The organism is Parasphingomonas zepuensis (genome assembly GCF_036663735.1).
GTDB lineage: Bacteria > Pseudomonadota > Alphaproteobacteria > Sphingomonadales > Sphingomonadaceae > Sphingomonas.
In genome coordinates, this window is the sequence record NZ_JAXOJO010000001.1 from 162,754 (window position 1) to 181,018 (window position 18,265).

Sequence of the window (18,265 nt, forward strand, 5' to 3'; positions counted from 1 at the left end):
CCGGAGCGACGGTTTCGCTCCTGCGGCCGGTCGCCGTGGCACCCCCCCGTCGACAACAAGCCGAACGACCTATCCTATCAAAAGTTAAGTTATGGAAATTATTGAAAGAAAACCCACCACGACCTGACCAGAAAACAACATTTGTTTTCGATTTCCGACGTCACGTGTTAAGGACCGTCTATCGCCGGTAGGTTAAGCCCGGGTACGGCGACTGAGAGATGCGTGAGCTCCCGCCCAACGGAGAGCCCACATGTCATCCGACGACTCGATACAAAACAAGATAGTCCGAAAGCTCCAGACGAGGGCGTCGCTCGACGATGCGGATCGCGCGGCCATCATGGCGCTGCCCTTTGTCGAGCGTGTCTTCGAGGCGCCGGCCTATATCCTGCGTGAGGGCGAGCCGGCCCGAAAGCATTGCAGCTTCATCATCTCTGGCCTCGCCTTCCGGCAGAAGCTGGCGGCGACCGGCGCGCGGCAGATCGTCTCGCTGCACATGACGGGCGATTTCCTCGATCTCCAGCATCTGTTCCTCAACCGGGCCGATCACAGCGTGCAGGCGCTGAGCCGGCTCGTCACCGCCGAAATCGAACGATCCGCGCTACGCGATCTGGTGCAGCAGCATCCGGCGATCGGCAACGCGATGTGGATCGACGGGCTGGTCGATGCCTCCATCTCGCGCGAATGGATCCTGAATGTCGGCCGCCGCGACGCCAGGGCGCGCGTCGCGCATCTGCTATGCGAGGTGTCGTTGCGCATGGAAGCCGCGAAGATGACCAATGGCGCCGGCTATCATCTGCCGCTGACTCAGGAGCAACTGGGCGATGCGGTCGGGCTGACCAGTGTGCACGTCAACCGCACGCTGAAGGCGCTGGCCGAACAGGGGCTGATCATACGCGACCGGCGCCATATCCGCTTCGACGACATTGATCGGCTACGCGCCGCGGCGGATTTCAGCGCGCTGTATCTGCATCTCGACCAGAACCTGCCGATCCCGTTCTAGCAATATCGGGAATCGCCGGCGGCCCGGCCGCGGTACGGCGCTCATATTCTGCGGCCAGCCGGCGATGGGCCAGCGCTACGACATTTTCCGTGCAGCCCTCGGCGATCTCGCGCTCGCGTAGCGCGCGTTGCCGGAAATAGCTGTAATCGTCCCGTTCGGTCATCAGCGACTCCATCGCCCGCCCCGGCTCTGGAACACCAACCCTACATAGCGAAAACTCCGCTTTCGTTAAAGCATGTTAACGATCACATGGCGGGGCTCGCCGATACCACCAATCCGGTTCAATCCCAGCTCAGCACCAGCCGCCCGTTTGCCGGCACGACATAGTCGATGCGGTCGGCCGACACCGATTTCGGCCTGATCACATCGCCTCCCACCGTCACCACCCGAGTCCTGGGCAGCTTGCGGCGCTTGACGCGGACCAGGCTGAGCGCGGCAAGGCAGGTATCGCCCCCGTCGAAGGAGATCGTCATCGCATGGTCAGCCGTCCGTTCGCGCGCGCGGATGAAATGATTGGCGTGGAGCAGGAAGGGCGCGTCATCGACCTGATGGAAGGACCGGGTCGCAAAGACGAAGGCCGCGCCGGCGCCGTATATCTCCTGCCCGACCTGCCCGGCCGGCTGGCCGTCGGGATAGAGATCCTCGAGCGGGAAGGAGAGCGCCCGGTCGATATGACCGTTGCGGATCTCGGTCGCCAGCATCTCCTTTGGCAACGCATCCGGATAATAATACCACGCCCGGTCGAGCGCATATTTGCAATATTCCGCTACCAGCATGCGCACCGCCGGTTCCAGATCCGGCCCGCTGTCATCGAGATAGCGCTCGAACGCAGCGAAGCTGTCGAAGCATTCGTAGATCGCCATGTACGGCGCATCCTGCAGGCAGGTGACGCCCAGAAAATTGCGGTAATGCTTTGCGAACGCGATCTCCGATTCCCAGATCTCGCTGTTGTGGAAGAAACTCGCCAGATAGACATAGCTCTGGTCGAGGTAGCGCTGATCGTCGGTTATCCGCCACAGCCGCATGCACGCAGCCGCGCCCCAGGCCGTCAGGTTCGCCTGGTAATTGAGATTGAAGCGCCGGCCCATCGCCGCCTCGATCGCAGCGCGCGCTTCCTGCAGATACTCGTGATTGTCGGTCAGTTCATAGGCCTGGAGCATCACCCAGGCATAGATGCCGCCGACATCGGTCTGGCCGCGATCGTCCCCGGCCTTCTCCGTAATCACCGTGAAGTCGGTGACCTTGTACATGATCGGCCAGTCATAGTTGAAATGCCGCGCGGCCTTCACGCCGAAATCCACCGATTTCAGGAACAGCCGGCGCATCGCCTGATCGCCGTGCAGCGCCAGCCGGCCGAGATTGAGCATCGGATGGTAGAGATACCAGCTGTCGACGGCATCCTTGTCCTTGTCCTTGCCGACGTTTGGCAGATAGCGCCGCAACGTTTTCAGTTTCGGGTCGTAGAACCGGCTCAGCCCAGCCTTGAATTCGGCTTCGAGCGGATGCGGCGTACCATGCCAGCAGCCCCAGTCATGGATCGCCGAGAGCAGTGACATCTGCACCATGATGTCGGGATATTCGGCCCCGGTATAGGGATGCACATAGCGGTGGCCATAATGGCGGATCGTAGCATCAGGCGCTTCGTCGAGGTCCCGCAGGGTCAGCTCGGCCCGGGCGATCCAGTCGCGATACTCGGTAATGGGCAGATCGAGCTGCTGATAGGCGACCCCGAGCATCTGGAGAAACTGCCGCGCCGATTCCGCTTCGGACGGCGGCCCGTCGTGCCGGAAGACCAGGATCGCGTCGGATAGCGTGACTTTGACGCCGGCCGGCAGCGGTTCGGTCGGCGGCGTGCCGCTCTGCGGCGGGGTGGGCGGAAGATAGCCGAGCTCGGGCCAAACGCCCCCCACCGCCCCATCCGGCTTCGTGCCCGTCGCGAGATAATAGGGGTTCATCGCCGTGAGGTTCTGGAAATAGAGGATGTTGCCGAACGCTGGTTCGTCGATCCGGAAATAGAGCAGGCCGCTGTTGAGCCCGCGCTGAGACGCCTCGACATGGCCGACCGCCCCGGCCGGATCGTCCAGCGCATCAAGCGGATAGAGATCGCGCGGCAGGAACGGGACGAGCAGCGGCACCGCCGGCGTGAGTTCGACCGTGACCCGGATATGCTCAAGTGCGTCGCCACCCGAACGCACCACGATTTCATGCAGACCGAGCGCGCTCGTCACCTTCAGCCGGGCTGCCTCGCCGTCGACGATCTTCTCGACGCTGCACTCGAAGTCGCCCTCGGGCACGAACGCCGTCCGCACCGCCAGCCCGCCCTTCCCCTCGCGCCGGATCAGCGCCCACACCGAATCCCCGGTCGCGCGCAGCTCGACCATGAGGCCGCCTGCAGCGAAACGCGTGAGGCGGCGGCTGCTCCCCGTCTTCAGCGCCTGGCGCAAGGCAAGCGAGAAGGGTGTCAGGCCGGGCAGATCGCGGGCTTCTATAAGGGCGGTCATCGGTCTTCCTTTCAGGCGCGAAAACCGGCCTTGCCCGCTTCCGTTCCGCCAGATCGCCCGGTGTCGCAATAAAATGACTATTCCGGCTACGAAACGACTCCCATCAGCAGTTGCGCGAAGGTTTCGTTAGCGTTTCGAATATATTTAGGTTGTCAGCCGTCCGATCGGAGATGGCATGGGAGGGATCGCGTTGAATCGCACAAGCGTTCGCTCTCTCGACTATGCCGGAAAGGCCATGGTCCCACCTGCCGCACAAGGGGGGCCTGCCGCGCCAACCCTGCCGAATACTCAAGAATCGATTCTGTATCGCATCCTTCTGCTCGCTACCGAAGCGGTCGGCGCGCCGATCGGCTTCATCAGCCTCGCCGCCGCCGGGCGGCAGCTGGTGCGGGTGCAGGTCGGAATCAACGGGCCGTTGCGCCCCGCCGACGCGCTGCTGCCGGCCCGCCTGATCGACCGCGCCGAACCGATCGTCATCGGCGATCTGCACGCAGCCGAATGGCGTGGCCTGGTCCCCGCTTCGGGGCTGCCCGGCGCGCGCTTTGTCGTCATCATCCCGTTCGGCGAGTCGGGCGGGCCCGATGCGGGGACGCTGTGCATCCTCGACACCGTCCCCCGCGACGCCCCCGGCGAGCAGACGATACGCCTGCTCACCGGCTTGGCGGCGCTCGCCAGTGCCGAGCGCTGGCCCGGGCAGCGGTCCGTCGCGATGCGTGGATCGCTTGAGGGTGGATCGCTTGAGGAAAGTGGGAAGCGCAAGTCGACCGAGGCCGCTCTCGCGGCCAGCGAGGAACGGCTGCGGTTCGCGGTGCAGGCGGCACATCTCGGCGTTTGGGACGTCGACCTGACGACCGGCGAGCGGCGCTGGTCCGATGAGCTGCTGGCGATGGTCGGCCTGCCGCCGAACACGGAGCCGAGCATCGCGACCGCGCTTGAGATCATCCATCCCGAGGATCGTTCCAAATTCCAGTCCGTCGTCACTGCTGCGTCCGGCGACCTCCTTCCCGTCGAATTCGAGGTCGCCCTGCGCATCCACCGCCACAACGACGGGGCCGTGCGGTGGCTCAAGACCACCGGATGGAAATCGGTGACCGGCACTGGAAATATCAACCGGCTGATCGTGACCGTTCAGGACGTGACCGCGGAGCGCGACGCGGAGGAACGCATCCGCTGGGCGGCGACGCACGATCCGCTGACATTGTTGCCCAACCGGCTGGCGGTGCAGCAGGAACTGGACAGCGCGATCGCGCTGGCGAGAGCCGCGCACGGCCGGATCGGGCTGATGCTGTTCGACGTCGACAATCTCAAGCGAATCAACGACACGCTCGGCCATGACGCGGGGGATGCGTTGCTGCGCGTGTTCGCGCGGCGGCTGATCGATGTCGCGCCGCCGGGCGCGACGATCGGCCGGCTGGGCGGCGACGAGTTCGCGATTCTGATGCCGCTGCAGGGCACGGCGGATGTCGAGAGCTGCGCCGCCGCGCTGATCCGGCGACTGCGCGAGCCGTTCGTGTTCAACGGCCGGACGCTGGATTGCGCGGCCAGCATCGGCGCCGCGATCTTCCCCGATCATGGCACGAACCCGACCGAGCTGCTCAAATCGGCCGATCTGGCGCTCTACACCGCAAAGACCGGCGGCCGAGGCCGCAGCCAGCTGTTCCGACCGGAGATGCGCTCGGACCTGCAGCGCCAGTTCTCGATGATCAACCTGGCGAAGGACGCCCTGGCGAACGGGCGGGTCGAGGCGTTCTACCAGCCCAAGATCGATCTTCACACGCACGCCCTGGTCGGCTTCGAAGCGCTGTTGCGCTGGCGGGATCCGCACGGCGCCACCCATTTGCCCGCCGACATCACCGCGGCGTTCGAAGATTCGGACCTGTCGATCGAGCTGACCGACCGTATCCTGGACAAGGTGACGGCCGATCTGCGGCGCTGGCTCGACCAGGGGTTCGATCCGATCTCGATCGCGGTGAACACCTCCGCCAACGACTTTCGCTACGACAATTTCGCCGAACGCGTGCTGGAATGCCTGGCGCGACGCAACCTGCCGCCGCAGCGGCTCGAGATCGAGGTCACCGAGACGGTGTTTCTGGGCCGCAGCGCGCCGTTCGTCGAGCGGGCGCTGCGCCTGCTGAGCGCGGAAGGCATCCGCATCGCGCTCGACGATTTCGGCACTGGCTACGCCTCGCTCAGCCACCTGAAGCACTATCCGGTCGATGTGCTGAAGATCGACCGCAGCTTCATCAGCAACCTGGAACACAGCCCGAACGATGCGGCGATCGCCGACGCGGTGATCGCTCTTGGCCGCAACCTCGGCATCAGCGTCGTCGCCGAAGGGATCGAGACCATGGCTCAGGCGCGGCACCTGCGGCAGCGCGGCTGCGCGGTCGGCCAGGGCTTTCTGTTCGGTCATCCGGTACAGGCCGGGGCGACCTTCCCGGCCTGGCGCGACCGGCTCTTTCGCGGCTGACGCGGGCCGCCGGCCGGGCCGCCGCGGGGAACGCGCCAGCGCGCCGGGCGTTCGAGGCGCCTGTACCCACCGGAGAGGATTCCCATGAAAGCACTTCCGATCGCCAGTCTCGCCGCGCTCGCCCTTGGCCTTGCCGCCTGCGGGCCGAAGACAGAACAGGCCGCCGACAACGCCGTCGCCGACACCGGCAACGCGCTGACCGATGTCGGCAACGCCGCGTCCAACGCGATCGACGCGGCCGGCGCCGCGATCACCCCAACGCCGACCGGTCAGGGCTTTGTCGACGCAGCGGCGAAGAGCGACGCATTCGAGATCGCGGCGGCGAAACTGGCCCTGACCAACGCGTCTTCGGCCAAGGTGAAGGCCTTCGCCAGCGACATGATCAAGGCGCACACCGAATCCACCGCCAAGATCAAGGCCGCGGCCTCCGCCGCCAGCCCGGCGATCATCCCCGACGCGACGCTCACCGGCGATCAGAATGACGATCTGGCCGAGCTGCGCGGGCTGACCGGCGCTGCGTTCGACAAGGAATATATCGACGGCCAGGTCGATGCGCATGAAGATGCGCTGTCGCTGATGCAAAGCTTCGCCAAGGACGGCGCAGTGCCCACGCTGAAGACAGCGGCCGGCGAGATCGCCCCGAAGGTCAAGAGCCATCTCGACATGGCCAAGGCGCTCGACACCGATTGACCCGACCAGCGCCCGGCCAGCGCCCTTGCGGCGATGGCCGGGCGGCACCTCCCCGTCCGCGTCGATCAGGCGCGGAACTGGCAGCCGGCCCGTGCTGGCGGTTGCAACCTCGCGGCATTCTTGATTGAACGAAGCGCCAGCCGCTGAGCGACTCGGGCGGGGCAGACCGTTGGGGAGAGTTGAATGAGAGCTTCGATCCGGATCGGCGCCGCTGCCGCACTGCTGCTGGCCAGTCCGCTGGCCAATGCCCAGGCGCTGAATGCGCCGGTCACCGCTCATCCCGATCCGGAATCGCTCTTCACCAGCCCCGATCCCCGGCTGAACGCGAACAAGCAGGTGGCGCTGAAGATCGTCAAGGAGTTGCTCGAGGCCGGCCAGTGGGACCGCGCGCCGCTGTATCTCACCCGGGAATATATCCAGCACAATCCGCTCGCTGCCTCGGGCCTCGACGCGGTCATGACCTTTTTCGTCAAGGTCGCCAAAGTGAAGCCGAAGCCCATTCCGGAAAAGATGAAGACCAAGGTCGTCGCGGTGACGGCCGAGGGCGATTATGTGACGGTCAGCTTCGTGCGCGAGCTGAAGGACCCGAAGGACCCGTCCCGCACCTATACCACCACCTGGTTCGACATGTGGCGGTTCAAGGATGGCAAGGCCGACGAGCATTGGGATCCCGCCACCCTGCCGCCCGCCGGCTGAGGCGACTGACATGGCCTATGGCTTCCTCGATATCGCGGTAACCCCCGGCGTGCGCGCCGCCCAGGCGACGATGGGCGTCGACCATTTATGGACTGACTTCAAGGGCCACCGGGAATTCGACCGGTTCACGGACAACGAGGCCGCGTTCCTGGCCGATCGCGACAGTTTCTACATGGCGACCGTCTCGGAAACCGGCTGGCCCTATGTCCAGCATCGCGGCGGTCCGCGCGGATTCCTGAAGCTGGTCGATGACCGGACGCTGGCCTTTGCCGACTATCGCGGCAACCGCCAATATATCAGCCTCGGCAATCTCGGATCGAGCGACCGCGCCTGCCTGTTCCTGATGGACTATCCCCGCCGCGCGCGGCTGAAGATCTATGCCCATGTCGAGGTGCTTGCGCTCGATGCCGATCCGGCCCTGACCGAGCTGGTGACCGTGCCCGGATATCGCGCCAATCTGGAACGCGTCTTCCGGCTGAAGCTGGCGGCGTTCGACTGGAACTGCCCGCAACACATCACGCCGCGCTTTACCGAGGCCGAGATTGCCGTGGCGACGCAGCCGCTCCGCGACCGGCTGACCGAACTCGAGGCGGACAATGCCGATCTGCGCCAGCGCCTCGCCGAGCTTCAATAGGTCAGGCAGATCTTGCCGAAGTGATCGCCGCTCTCCTGATGCGCGAACGCCCTGGCGATGTCCGCAAGGCCGAAGCTGCTGTCGATGACCGGGCGGATCCGGTTCACTTCCAGGGCGCGGACGAACTGCTGCTGATCCCAGCGGCTCCCGACGATCAGCCCACGGAGCCGGGCCTGGCGCGCCATCAGGAACGCCGTCGGAATATCCCCGGTGAAGCCGGTCAACACCCCGATCAGCGCGATATGGCCGCCGATCGCGATCGAGCCGATCGATTGCGGCAAGGTGCCCGGCCCGCCGACTTCCACGACGTGATCGACGCCGCGCCCGCCGGTCAGGTCCCGCACCGTAGCCGACCAGGCCGGAGTCGAGCGGTAATTGATGAGGTGATCGGCCCCGAGTTGCTTGGCGCGCTCCAGCTTCTCGTCGGAGGACGAGGTCTGGATGACGGTCGCGCCGGCGGCCTTGGCGAGTTGCAGCGCGTAGATCGAGACGCCGCCGGTGCCGAGCGTGAGCACCGTGTCGCCGGGCCTGATGCCGCCATTCACGACCAGCGCGCGCCATGCCGTGAGGCCGGCGGTGGTGATGGTCGCCGCTTCCTCGAAGCTCCAGCCGGCGGGCGCGTGGGTGAACCACGATGCCGGCGTCGTCACTGCCTCACGGGCATAACCGTCGATCCCGTCGCCGGGCGTGCGGGCGAAATTGTCGGTCGCGGCGGGGCCGGCCTGCCAGTCGGGGAAGAAGCAGGAAACCACCATGTCCCCCACCGCGAATTCAGTGACGCCGTCGCCGACCGCTTCGACGCTTCCGGCGCCGTCCGACATCGGGATGCGCCCGTCCTCCGACGGCATCCTGCCCGTGACCACGCTGTAATCGTGGAAGTTGAGCGAGCTGGCGCGGAGGCGCACCCTGATCTCGCCGGGCCCCGGCTCAGCCGCATACGCCATCTCCACCAGGCGCAACCGATCGAGACCGCCGGGAGCTTCGATGCGAATGGCCTTCATGGGGATCCCTTTCCTGAGTCGGGCAGCGGCCGGCTGTAGCCAAAGCGACTGCGGCTTCCAAGCGGACCCGCGACCGGCCGGCGCCACAGCCGGCTGGCCGGTCCGAACCAGACCGCGAAACGGCGATCGGCCCACCAGGCGATGGCCATCATGGCGAGCAGGAACACGAGCCCAACCGCGACGCCCGGCTGCGGGAGGCCGGCCCTGCCCAACGACCATTCGACATAGATCGCGGCCGGGGCGTGGAGCACGTAGAGGGGATAGGAGATGCGGCCGAGCAGGTGCCAGCCGCGGCGCAGTTTCGGACCCGGTTCGATCATCGTGCCGAGGAACACCAGGGCCGGCATCAACAGGGTGATCGCGAGCAGCGGATACCAGGCGCCGAGCGGGGGGACCATGAGGATCGCGGCGGCCAGGAGGAGGATCGCGGCGGACCCGGGGGACGAAATGACGGGCCGGCAGGGCAGGTGAAACAGCACTATTCCGAGAGTGAAGGAATAGGTGACGCGGACGAAACCGGTTGCGAAATGGGACCAGTTATGACCCTCGTCCAGGGCGTGGCCGGTGAGGGACATTTCCAACAGGATCGCCCCGGAAAGGACCGCGACGGCGACGAGGCGGCGGGGGGTGAGGAAGCGGTGGACGACGGCGTAAAGGGCGTTGATCGCAAGTTCGAAGAACAGCGACCAGGCGGGCGGGTTGAGCGGAAAGATCTCGCCGTTCCAGCTGTAGAGCGACGGCAGCATCACCAGGCCGAAGAGCAGGCAGGCGGCCAGCACGCGCGCGTTCAGCTGCGGATCGGTGCCGCTCAGCCAGCACAGGACGCCCGCGCCAAGCCCGAGCAGGAGCCCGGCCAGATAAAGCGGGTAGAGCCGGATCAGGCGGATGCGCATGAACGCGCCGGGCGTCAGCCCGTCGGCCAGGCGGCGATCATAGGCGCTGGCGACGACGAAGCCGCTGATGACGAAGAACAGATCGACCGCGAGCCCGCTGTTCGGGAAATCCCAGCCGGGAAAGAGCGCCCCCGCATGGCGCATCGCGACCAGCGCCGCAGCGATACCGCGGATACCGTCGAGCGTGGCATAAACATGTTTGCGGGGGGCATGCTTGCCGGAGCGAACGGCGGTGTCTGTACCAAAGGGGGCTGAGGCGGCGCGCATGGCCACTGATACCGGGGCCGTATTAAGGATCGATTAGGGGCGATCGGCGCCGGGACAGTGGCGCTCGACATTCTCGCGCCACGCCGCGGCACCGGCCGCCGTCGGGTGCAGGCCATCGCCGGTGTCGATCGCGATCGACGGCGCAAAGGACACGCCACGGCGGATCGCCAGCGCGCGCAAGGCGCGGTTCTTCGCCGCGAGATCGGCGCTGTCGATCAGGCCCGAGGCGAGCTTGCCCGGCTCCACCGCGGGGGCCGCGACCAGCTCGACGCGGTCCTTCGGCAGCGCGTCGAGGAGCTGCCCATAAGCGCCGATCCACGCTTCCGTCGGCACCGCCCGGCCCACCGCCGCATCGTTGGTGCCGATGGCGAGGATGATCCGCGTCGGCTGGAGGATCGGGACCAGAGTCTTCGCCAGCGGCGCGAGATCGCGCAGGGCGGCGCTGGAGATGCCGGCGTTGAATGCCGCGGGGCCGCACACCTCCGGATGCCAGGCGCGCTCGACGATGCTGTCGCCGACGATCAGCGTCATGCCCTTCGGCGCGACGCGCGCCTGCTCGGTCAGGATGAAGCCGCGCCCGGCGATATAGGTGGCGAGCTCGTTCGGCGCGTGGCGGAGGCGCCAGCCCAGACCCAGCGCCACCAGCGCGAGCAAGGCCGCGAGATACACCCAGATGCGGACGCTGCTCATGCGCGCGTTATGGCGATGCCGCGCGCGCCGGTTCAAGCAGATAATAGTCGGAAGCCCGGCGCGTCACGCGCGCGCCATCAGCCCCGGAATATGCGGCAACAGATCGCGCGCGAGGAAGCCGAGCGGGCCGATCGCCGCGCTGGCCGCCCGCCCCGCCTCCCCGTGCAGCCACACGCCCCAGCCGGCGGCCGTCACCGGATCGGCGCCGCGCGCGAGCAGCCCGCCGATGATGCCGGCGAGCACATCGCCCGAGCCCGCGGTGCCAAGCCCGGGCGCGCCGCCGCCATAGTGCAGCGGGGCCGCCGCGTCGCCGGCCGCGACGATCGTCTCCTCCGCCTTGAGCACCACCACGGCATCGAAAAGCTGGGCCGCATCGATCGCGGCCGCTTGCGGATCGCGCGCGATATCCTCCTTGTCCTGGCCGGTCAGCGTGGCTAACTCGCCGTGATGCGGGGTGAAGACGACCCGGCCGCCCCTGCCCTTCAGCATGTCGGCCCGGTCGGCCAGCGCGGTCATCGCGCCGGCGTCGAGCAGGACCGGCGTGTCCTCCCCCGCCGCCCCGAGCAGGGCCTCGACCAGCGCCGCGGTCTGCGGGCGGCAGCGCATGCCGGGGCCGATAATCAGCGCGCCGCAGGAGCCCGCGGCGTCCTTCAGCGCCTCCAGCGCGCCACCGGCGATCTCGCCCGTCTCGTCTTCGGGCAGCGCGATCACCGCGGCTTCGGGGAAGCGCACGCCGAGCGGCACCGCAACCGGGGCGACCGTCGCCAGCTGCACCTTGCCCGCGCCGGCGCGCAGCAGCGCCTCTCCGGTGAGCAGCAGCGCGCCGGGCACGAAGGCCGATCCGCCGATCACCAGCGCGCGGCCGCGCTCTTCCTTGTCCATGCCGTCGCCGATCGCGGGCAAGGGGTGGGCGGCGCGCCACTGCGCATCGATCGGGCAAGGACTCATCCGCGCGCCGCCACCACGGGATCGTCGGCGCGCGTCACCGGCACCGCGGCATCCTCGACCGGGACGGTATAATTATAGCGTTCGAGCACCATGCCGCCGGTGCGGCCGCGGTGCGGATCGAAGCGATATTCGGTGACGCCGCAATTGGCGACATCGCCCTCGGCATCGATCGCGAGGATCGCTTGCTCGTCGAGATGCTCGATGACGTAGCGCAGGCACAGCACCACGACCTGGTGCGCGACGATCATCACGCGCTCGCCGGGATAATGGAGCGAGATGGTATCGAGCACCGAGCGCAGCCGGGCGATGACGTCGCACCAGCTCTCCCCGCCGGGCGGCCGGTGATAGAATTTGCCGAGGATGCGGCGGAACTCGGCCTGATCGGGGAAGACCCTGGCCACGCCGGGCGTGGTGAGGCCATCGAGGATGCCGAATTCCTTCTCGCGCAGCCGCTCGTCGCCGCACAGGGGCTCGTCCGCGGCGACGCCGCCGGCTTCGCGGATCAGCTCCGCCGTGCGGATCGCGCGGGCATAGGGCGAGACGAGCACGGCCTGGGGCCGATCCTGTTCGGGCATGGCGGCGAACCAGCGGCCGAGCGCCAGCGATTGCTGCTCGCCCAGATCGCTGAGCGGCACATCGACATCGCGCCCGGCGACGGCGATGCGATCGAGCATCGCGGCATGCGCGGCATCGCGCGCGACATTGCCGGCGCTTTGCCCATGGCGGACGATCCAGAGTTTTTCGGGCCAGCGGATCATGCGGCGGAGGAACGACCGCGCGGCGGTTTCGATCCGTGGGGCGGTATTCCGTCAGGTCGTGCGACGTCGTATAGTCGCGCCGCAAGACCGGAGCCCTACCATGACGATCAGCATCCGCGACCCGCAGGCCGATGCGCTGGCGCGCAGGCTCGCGCAGATCGACGGGACCAGCATTGCGGACGCAGTCGTGACGGCGTTGCGGGAAGCGATCGATACCCGGATGCGGCGGGAGACAGCTTCCGAGACGGCCGGGAAAATCCTTGCCCGGCATGGCCTGTCCTTCCGACCTGATCGCGCGCCAGTGCCGGCGGGCGCCTATCACGATCTGGATGAGGATCTGGCGTCGATCCGAGGGGCGCGGACCGACCAATGACGCAATTCCCCTGCGCGCGCGGCGCGCTATAGAGCGCTTGCCGCGATCGGGGCGGCGATGGGGAGACGATGATGGGTTCGACGATCTGGGCGGCAGCGGCGGCGGCGATGATGGTGGCGTTTGCCCCGACGGCTGTGGCGCAGGACGCGCCCGATGCGGTCAACAGCCAGGATGTGGGCTGGCACAACCGGCAGATGCTGTATCTGCTCAGCCTGAAGGAGAGCGACGGTTGGCATTATACCGCCAGCGGGCTGCGCTATCGCCGGATCAAGGCCGGCGCCGGGGGTAGAGATGGGGCCGGCGCGCCGCATCCGGCGCCGACCGACCGGGTGACGATCCATTATACCGGCACGCTGATCGACGGGACCGAATTCGACAGCTCGGTCGGCCGCGGCGCGCCCGTGACCTTCCCGCTGCCGCGCCTGATCCGCGGCTGGCAGGAAGGCGTGCCGCTGATGGCGGTGGGCGACACGTTCGAATTCGCGATCCCGCAGAACCTTGCCTATGGGACGAAGGCGACGGGGCCGATCCCGGGGGGCGCGACGTTGCTGTTCACGATCGAGTTGTTTGGGACGGTGCCGGCAGAGGGGTGAGTGTGGGGATGTCGGGAGTTGGAAAGACCCAATGACGGGCATCGAGCCCTTTTCTACCGTTCCCCGGAGCGGCATCCCTTCGCCTTAATCTCCATGCCGCTTCAGGCGTCTCCAGCACCGAGTCGTGGGACGCGACTTGGCCACTTTCAGATACGAGTAAGGAATATAGACAACCGCCATTTCTTACTTCGCACGGGGTGCAAAGCATGGCAGCTATGTACGCATCAAATAAATGGGGGGGTAGCTATGGCATTGATCAAATGTGAGGAGTGCGCGCGCGAGGTCTCCGATAAGGCGCCAGCTTGCCCCGGATGCGGCGCTCCAGTGAACATTTCAGAGACGACTGCCACGGCACCTGACTCGGTTTCTTTCCAGGACGGGCGTTTTCGGGGCACTCGCGCCATGGTCCTCGATCTGGCGGTTAAGGCAGTCCAGGCGGCGCGTTACAAGGTGGATCAGATCAACGACGGCGCCGGGGTTGTTGGCTTTACTACGGGAATGACGATGGGCTCATGGAGTGGAGTTTCCGGGTCTATCGTTCTGTCGGAAACTGAGCCATTTACGTTCCAGGTCACGGGCACCGGGAAGCAGAACGTGCGCGGCGGACAGATTATCGCACTTGATCTTTTTGGCGAGTCGAAAGCCAAGGTTGAGAAAGTCATCCGTGAGATGCAGCGCCTCGCTGGCTGACACGCTAACTTGATCCATTAAGCCGTGCGTAATTCGGCGACGGTTCGATTCAAGGGGGGGGGTGACGGGCTGAAGTCTAAGTTCGCTAATTAGTAACTGTCGCCGTAACCCCCCGTCATCGAGTGAGTCGATGGTCACCATGATGATCGATCAGTCAGAAGTCGAAATCAAATAGGCTGGTGGTCTGCATTTCTTCCGTTTGGACAGCGAACATGTTGTCTGGCTGCTCCCATACGGTGCGTCCGATAACGAACGCATCTTGCACTTCCACGCCATGCTCCGCGAGAAATCGCGCGGCGGCTTTCAGGTGGCCGCCGGTCGTACAAACATCGTCCAGAAGCACCACCGAAGGCGGCAGCTGGCAATTTGCCAACCGCAAATGCGCTTGGATTGCTCCCGCGTTGCGCGTGCCGCCGCCACCCGCGCTCTTCTGCAATGGCTCATCGAAATACAGGACCGGCGTGGACACGAAAGCACCGTTCTTAGCCCGGATCGCTTCAGCGATCCTGCGCCCGGTGAACACCGCGTTCGGATTGACGTGCGATGACGATGGAATAGGGATCACCGCCGCGTTTTGATATCCCGCTTGGCTGATCTTGTTGGCCAATGCACCCGCAACGGCGTTCAACGCCCGATTGCGACCGCTGACCGTATTATCGATGCGGATGGTTGAGTTGCCAGTTTTTATATCCGAGTAGCCCTTAAAATCCTCATGCTTTATCGCTTTGACGAGGTTCCGTGCTGCCCAGTCCTCCTTGCGGAACTTGGTTGTCCAAGTTTCGCTGTTTCCGCGATAATAGCATAGACCATGAAGGCGCATCACAACCCCTTATAGACCCGCTCGACCAATTCGGCAGTGCTTTCCAGCACTATGCACTTTTCATAGCTACGGAATTTTGATGGCCATTCAAGACGCGGGTCTTCGGCAACGCTCTTAGAGATGCCCAACCACCGACCAAGGCGCACGCATTCGGAAGCTTGGTGGAGCGTGCCTGACGTCTCTGATGCCTCGATGATCACACTGGCGTCAGAGATAGCGGCCATCGTTCGATTTCGCGCGGGGAAGCTTGACGGGAACGTCCGTTCCCCAATCGGAAACTGCGAAATCAGAAGGTGGTCACGGTAGATTTCCTCTTGTAGTCGCGCGTTTTCTGCCGGGTATGCCTTATCGATCGGTGTTCCGATCACGGCGATCACCTGTCCTTGATTGTGGATTGCAGATTGCAGCGCCATCGCGTCCACACCCGCCGCCAAGCCGGACACGACAACAATACCTTGGTCCACCAACTCGCGGGCAAACTTGCTCGCACGCTTGCGGCCAATTTCGCTTACGTCGCGCGTTCCGATGACAGCGATAGCGCGACGTTCGACCAAATCGATATCGCCCGCATACCAAATCGGCAGGGGCGTTGCGTCAGGGCCTTTGCCACGATCAAGGAAGCTCATTTGCTTCGGTTCAAGCTGCCCGCGATTGGAGCGGCTAAGGATCTCTCGTAGATCAGTCTGCCGAACGTCTTCGGGCGCGTGATAACGAGGTCCGCGCATTCGTGCCGGTGTCTCCCTTTCCATCACATACGCGCCCATTGCTCCCCCAACACGATGATTCGCGTCGGTCGATCTTAGAGGTTGTATTCCGATCATCAACCGGGCCCGCATTATCGTTGCAGTCGGCTGCCAAATAGAACAGACAGCGAACGCGTGCAAGAACTGTTCTGGCAGGCCGTGGTGATCTAATTCTCCGGGGAGGACGAGACGTGCAGGACCGATATGGCTAGCTGGCTCGCAACGACCATAAGCGTGATCACCGGTGGCGTCTTGACGATGTTGGCGGCGTGGTTGGCTGACCGACGCTTGACGGAGCGGGACCGTGAGCGCCGACGTGAGGAACAGCGCGAACGATTGGCGACACGCCGCACTGATTTCCAAAGGCAGACGCTGTTAGCCCTTCAGGAAGCTTCGCAGAAGCTGCTGCGCAACACAGGCGCATCGCTCCATCAGGACGTTGTGGCACACCGGACGACGGGCAAGTGGCAGCGGCAGCGGCTTCCGGACGATCTATCCAACGATCATCTGCGACTGATTACGGAAACCATGTTGCTCGCCAGCCGAGTTCGCGACGACGAAGTCAGAGCATTGGCTGATCGGCTTCGGTCCCAAACCGCAGTCGTTGGGATATCGAGCGGTGAAAGCGAGGCGCAGAACCGGATGATGGCTGCTGCCGATACGCAAGGCGCGCTGATCCAGCGGATTGGCGAAATTGTGCGTGGGCTGGACGAAGCCGACTAACGTCAAGTCCAGCTTGATCCGTCGCGGACCGGCACAGCTAGACACTAGCGGTTACGGAATTGTCCAGCGTTTGGTGAGTGGTCAAATGCGCAATCGGCAAGCGGGGCGGTATTATCAGTCATACTTTCTCGTTTTTCTACTTTACTGACAATAGCTGACTAGGGAATGCGCACGCTAAGCCTAAGGCCTCGTCGATCGGCGCTTGTAGCCACCGATCAAAATCTTCGTCATGCAAAATTACCGGTATCGCCTTTGGATGGATAGCGCCCACTATGTGCACTGCCGCCGCTTCCTTCTCCGCATCCGGATCAGTGGAATAGCCACACGTCAAAAACGCGAAGCGCGGTCCGGTGTCGGTGGGACGCCATACGCCTGCAAAAACTCCAATTGGACGAGAGGGGATTGAGAACCAATGCTTGGTCTTCTTACCGGTTACCGGGTCAGGCTCTACCGACCATTCCTGAAATTCGGTGAATGGAACCAGACAGCGGCGCTCCGGATTCTTGAGTGCTGACCTCCAGAACGACGACCCATAGTTGCGAACGTTGACCACCTCTTTCTGGCCGGGCTGCCAATGGGGAAAGCCCCATCGCATGCCAGTGAGTGATCGGGTCCCTTCAGCCGACGTAACCACCAGCCCTTCGCGACTGGGGGATACGTAATCCTTTTCTAGATCCTGCCGCCAATCATCATTAGCTTCGAAATACGCGACTATCTCCGCTCGCGTTACCTTGAGATTGTAGAGGTTGCACATGAGTGAACCATACCTCAACTTTCATTGTTGGGAAGTGCGTAAGCCTACGACCGATAGCGGCTAACTGCCCTCTTCCATGCCCCCTCATCAGGAAAGGGCAGCCCGTGGTTCTCGGCCTCATCCCGCACAAGCTCTAGCTTAGCCGCCTTTACCCGCTTCCGCGTTATCGCGGCACAACCACGGCACCAGAAGCGCTTCCTTGCCTCGACCAATGAGTCATCCCATCCACGACTTTGGAATAGCCACCAAAGCTGATGCGCGTCGAAGACTGAGCTATGCAGGCAACGCGCGCAGGAAACTTTGACCCGATATTGCCAAGCCGCTGCCTCAAAAATGTGAGTGGCGACCTTTAAGCCATCTTTGTAACGGGCCACGCACCGGCAGCTAGTAGGGCATATCTGTTAGGAACTCGACAAGCTCGCCAAACACGGCTGGATCGAATCCCGGCAACCCATCGGTGTAAACCACAGGGGTTCGTGCAGCGGCTTCAAGCACCGCGCCCTGGTATGCAGCTTGCTGGGGGTCGTGGGCATCACGCCAACGGCAAAGCGCTACTGCCCGCGCTGCCAGAGCCGCACCCGCCAATGGTGCCTTAAGGCCATGCTCCTCGACGCACTCGTTAGCCGAATATGCCGAGAAGACGCCCGCGTAGCGCATGTCCTCAGGAATGGCAGACACTACCCGCGCCACCCAATCCAAGTGAGCTTTGGCGATTGGGACCGCGTCGATCTCACGTTGCAGGTCGATTGGTACCGGTGGGGCTAGGACGGGGCGGCCCTGCGAGTCAGCCTCAATGGGTAGCCCTATAGTGGTGGCAACTGCGATAGCTGCCTGCTCTCGCGCCTCATGCCGAGCCCGTTGTTCTTCCAATGTAAGGTGCGACAGGTCCACGAAGCGCGGCGGCACCCCGGCATTACACAGCGCCTCGCTCCAATCGAAGCCATCGGGCTCCTGTCCGTCATACAGTTCCATGTGTCGTCTCCAAGCTCGACTCGGCTACGAGTCGCCATTGGCACCATAA

Annotated in this window: 19 protein-coding genes; 9 read left to right on the forward strand and 10 right to left on the reverse strand. The window is 64.6% G+C overall.

Annotated elements, in window-relative coordinates; genetic code table 11:
• Positions 1 to 250 precede the first annotated feature (250 nt).
• A complete protein-coding gene (locus U1769_RS00750) occupies positions 251 to 1,000 on the forward strand; it encodes a Crp/Fnr family transcriptional regulator (RefSeq protein ID WP_332710831.1) in 750 nt (249 codons plus the stop codon).
• 281 nt (positions 1,001 to 1,281) lie between these two features.
• Here U1769_RS00750 and U1769_RS00755 read toward each other — a convergent pair whose 3' ends face one another.
• The gene (locus tag U1769_RS00755; RefSeq protein ID WP_332710833.1) at positions 1,282 to 3,501 is read right to left on the reverse strand and encodes a hypothetical protein; all 2,220 of its coding nucleotides are present in this window, start codon (positions 3,499 to 3,501) and stop codon (positions 1,282 to 1,284) included.
• Positions 3,502 to 3,736: 235 nt separating this feature from the next.
• On the opposite strand from U1769_RS00755, the gene U1769_RS00760 reads away from it, so the two are divergent.
• From U1769_RS00760 to U1769_RS00775, 4 genes are all read left to right on the forward strand, one after another.
• Positions 3,737 to 5,971 carry a putative bifunctional diguanylate cyclase/phosphodiesterase gene (locus U1769_RS00760; protein WP_332710834.1) on the forward strand — a complete coding sequence of 745 codons (2,235 nt, stop codon included), beginning with the start codon at positions 3,737 to 3,739 and terminating at the stop codon, positions 5,969 to 5,971.
• Between the two features lie 84 nt (positions 5,972 to 6,055).
• The gene (locus tag U1769_RS00765; protein WP_332710836.1) at positions 6,056 to 6,661 is read left to right on the forward strand and encodes a DUF4142 domain-containing protein; all 606 of its coding nucleotides are present in this window, start codon (positions 6,056 to 6,058) and stop codon (positions 6,659 to 6,661) included.
• Positions 6,662 to 6,844: 183 nt separating this feature from the next.
• Positions 6,845 to 7,357 carry a nuclear transport factor 2 family protein gene (locus tag U1769_RS00770; protein ID WP_332710838.1) on the forward strand — a complete coding sequence of 171 codons (513 nt, stop codon included), beginning with the start codon at positions 6,845 to 6,847 and terminating at the stop codon, positions 7,355 to 7,357.
• A 10-nt stretch (positions 7,358 to 7,367) separates the two neighbouring features.
• Positions 7,368 to 7,991, forward strand: a complete 624-nt coding sequence (locus U1769_RS00775; RefSeq protein WP_332710840.1) for a pyridoxamine 5'-phosphate oxidase family protein — start codon at positions 7,368 to 7,370, stop codon at positions 7,989 to 7,991.
• Here the strand turns inward: U1769_RS00775 and U1769_RS00780 are convergent.
• The 5 genes from U1769_RS00780 to U1769_RS00800 form a co-directional block, all read right to left on the reverse strand.
• Positions 7,985 to 8,992 carry a zinc-dependent alcohol dehydrogenase family protein gene (locus U1769_RS00780; RefSeq protein WP_332710841.1) on the reverse strand — a complete coding sequence of 336 codons (1,008 nt, stop codon included), beginning with the start codon at positions 8,990 to 8,992 and terminating at the stop codon, positions 7,985 to 7,987. The genes U1769_RS00775 and U1769_RS00780 overlap by 7 nt on opposite strands.
• Positions 8,989 to 10,152, reverse strand: a complete 1,164-nt coding sequence (locus U1769_RS00785; RefSeq protein WP_332710842.1) for an acyltransferase family protein — start codon at positions 10,150 to 10,152, stop codon at positions 8,989 to 8,991. The genes U1769_RS00780 and U1769_RS00785 overlap by 4 nt, the downstream gene beginning before the upstream one ends.
• 33 nt (positions 10,153 to 10,185) lie before the next feature.
• Complete coding sequence (locus U1769_RS00790) at positions 10,186 to 10,842, reverse strand: SGNH/GDSL hydrolase family protein (RefSeq protein ID WP_332710844.1); 657 nt, start codon at positions 10,840 to 10,842, stop codon at positions 10,186 to 10,188.
• A 63-nt stretch (positions 10,843 to 10,905) separates the two neighbouring features.
• Positions 10,906 to 11,790 carry an NAD(P)H-hydrate dehydratase gene (locus U1769_RS00795; RefSeq protein WP_332710846.1) on the reverse strand — a complete coding sequence of 295 codons (885 nt, stop codon included), beginning with the start codon at positions 11,788 to 11,790 and terminating at the stop codon, positions 10,906 to 10,908.
• On the reverse strand, positions 11,787 to 12,548 hold the full coding sequence (locus U1769_RS00800) for a histidine phosphatase family protein (RefSeq protein ID WP_332710848.1): 762 nt from the start codon (positions 12,546 to 12,548) through the stop codon (positions 11,787 to 11,789). Before U1769_RS00800 ends, U1769_RS00795 begins: the two co-directional genes overlap by 4 nt.
• 100 nt (positions 12,549 to 12,648) lie before the next feature.
• Here U1769_RS00800 and U1769_RS00805 point away from each other — a divergent pair, with 100 nt between their 5' ends.
• The 3 genes from U1769_RS00805 (at position 12,649) to U1769_RS00815 (ending at position 14,204) form a co-directional block, all read left to right on the forward strand.
• On the forward strand, positions 12,649 to 12,921 hold the full coding sequence (locus U1769_RS00805) for a type II toxin-antitoxin system VapB family antitoxin (protein WP_332710850.1): 273 nt from the start codon (positions 12,649 to 12,651) through the stop codon (positions 12,919 to 12,921).
• A 71-nt stretch (positions 12,922 to 12,992) separates the two neighbouring features.
• Positions 12,993 to 13,514 carry an FKBP-type peptidyl-prolyl cis-trans isomerase gene (locus U1769_RS00810; protein ID WP_332710852.1) on the forward strand — a complete coding sequence of 174 codons (522 nt, stop codon included), beginning with the start codon at positions 12,993 to 12,995 and terminating at the stop codon, positions 13,512 to 13,514.
• A gap of 402 nt (positions 13,515 to 13,916) precedes the next feature.
• Positions 13,917 to 14,204, forward strand: coding sequence for a hypothetical protein (locus U1769_RS00815; RefSeq protein ID WP_332710854.1), 288 nt, complete (start codon positions 13,917 to 13,919; stop codon positions 14,202 to 14,204).
• 154 nt (positions 14,205 to 14,358) lie between these two features.
• Here the strand turns inward: U1769_RS00815 and U1769_RS00820 are convergent, their stop codons facing one another.
• Complete coding sequence (locus tag U1769_RS00820; RefSeq protein ID WP_332710856.1) at positions 14,359 to 15,024, reverse strand: phosphoribosyltransferase; 666 nt, start codon at positions 15,022 to 15,024, stop codon at positions 14,359 to 14,361.
• Complete coding sequence (locus U1769_RS00825) at positions 15,024 to 15,650, reverse strand: DNA-processing protein DprA (protein WP_332710858.1); 627 nt, start codon at positions 15,648 to 15,650, stop codon at positions 15,024 to 15,026. Before U1769_RS00825 ends, U1769_RS00820 begins: the two co-directional genes overlap by 1 nt.
• 321 nt (positions 15,651 to 15,971) lie before the next feature.
• Between U1769_RS00825 and U1769_RS00830 the strand changes: the two genes are divergently transcribed.
• Positions 15,972 to 16,490 carry a hypothetical protein gene (locus U1769_RS00830; protein ID WP_332710860.1) on the forward strand — a complete coding sequence of 173 codons (519 nt, stop codon included), beginning with the start codon at positions 15,972 to 15,974 and terminating at the stop codon, positions 16,488 to 16,490.
• A gap of 136 nt (positions 16,491 to 16,626) precedes the next feature.
• On the opposite strand, the gene U1769_RS00835 is transcribed toward U1769_RS00830, so the two are convergent.
• Positions 16,627 to 17,244 carry an SOS response-associated peptidase gene (locus tag U1769_RS00835; RefSeq protein ID WP_332710862.1) on the reverse strand — a complete coding sequence of 206 codons (618 nt, stop codon included), beginning with the start codon at positions 17,242 to 17,244 and terminating at the stop codon, positions 16,627 to 16,629.
• A gap of 384 nt (positions 17,245 to 17,628) precedes the next feature.
• A complete protein-coding gene (locus U1769_RS00840; protein WP_332710864.1) occupies positions 17,629 to 18,216 on the reverse strand; it encodes a hypothetical protein in 588 nt (195 codons plus the stop codon).
• Positions 18,217 to 18,265: the final 49 nt, after the last annotated feature.

Coding starts and splice junctions, on each gene's coding strand:
- U1769_RS00825 (WP_332710858.1), bottom strand. CDS start 15,650: ATGAGCTTCCTTGATCGTGGCAAAGGCCCTGACGCAACGCCCCTGCCG.
- U1769_RS00830 (WP_332710860.1), top strand. CDS start 15,972: ATGGCTAGCTGGCTCGCAACGACCATAAGCGTGATCACCGGTGGCGTC.
- U1769_RS00790 (WP_332710844.1), bottom strand. CDS start 10,842: ATGAGCAGCGTCCGCATCTGGGTGTATCTCGCGGCCTTGCTCGCGCTG.
- U1769_RS00775 (WP_332710840.1), top strand. CDS start 7,368: ATGGCCTATGGCTTCCTCGATATCGCGGTAACCCCCGGCGTGCGCGCC.
- U1769_RS00755 (WP_332710833.1), bottom strand. CDS start 3,501: ATGACCGCCCTTATAGAAGCCCGCGATCTGCCCGGCCTGACACCCTTC.
- U1769_RS00760 (WP_332710834.1), top strand. CDS start 3,737: ATGGTCCCACCTGCCGCACAAGGGGGGCCTGCCGCGCCAACCCTGCCG.
- U1769_RS00770 (WP_332710838.1), top strand. CDS start 6,845: ATGAGAGCTTCGATCCGGATCGGCGCCGCTGCCGCACTGCTGCTGGCC.
- U1769_RS00820 (WP_332710856.1), bottom strand. CDS start 15,024: ATGCGCCTTCATGGTCTATGCTATTATCGCGGAAACAGCGAAACTTGG.
- U1769_RS00785 (WP_332710842.1), bottom strand. CDS start 10,152: ATGCGCGCCGCCTCAGCCCCCTTTGGTACAGACACCGCCGTTCGCTCC.
- U1769_RS00795 (WP_332710846.1), bottom strand. CDS start 11,790: ATGAGTCCTTGCCCGATCGATGCGCAGTGGCGCGCCGCCCACCCCTTG.
- U1769_RS00805 (WP_332710850.1), top strand. CDS start 12,649: ATGACGATCAGCATCCGCGACCCGCAGGCCGATGCGCTGGCGCGCAGG.
- U1769_RS00750 (WP_332710831.1), top strand. CDS start 251: ATGTCATCCGACGACTCGATACAAAACAAGATAGTCCGAAAGCTCCAG.
- U1769_RS00840 (WP_332710864.1), bottom strand. CDS start 18,216: ATGGAACTGTATGACGGACAGGAGCCCGATGGCTTCGATTGGAGCGAG.
- U1769_RS00815 (WP_332710854.1), top strand. CDS start 13,917: ATGGTCCTCGATCTGGCGGTTAAGGCAGTCCAGGCGGCGCGTTACAAG.
- U1769_RS00780 (WP_332710841.1), bottom strand. CDS start 8,992: ATGAAGGCCATTCGCATCGAAGCTCCCGGCGGTCTCGATCGGTTGCGC.
- U1769_RS00810 (WP_332710852.1), top strand. CDS start 12,993: ATGGGTTCGACGATCTGGGCGGCAGCGGCGGCGGCGATGATGGTGGCG.
- U1769_RS00835 (WP_332710862.1), bottom strand. CDS start 17,244: ATGTGCAACCTCTACAATCTCAAGGTAACGCGAGCGGAGATAGTCGCG.
- U1769_RS00800 (WP_332710848.1), bottom strand. CDS start 12,548: ATGATCCGCTGGCCCGAAAAACTCTGGATCGTCCGCCATGGGCAAAGC.
- U1769_RS00765 (WP_332710836.1), top strand. CDS start 6,056: ATGAAAGCACTTCCGATCGCCAGTCTCGCCGCGCTCGCCCTTGGCCTT.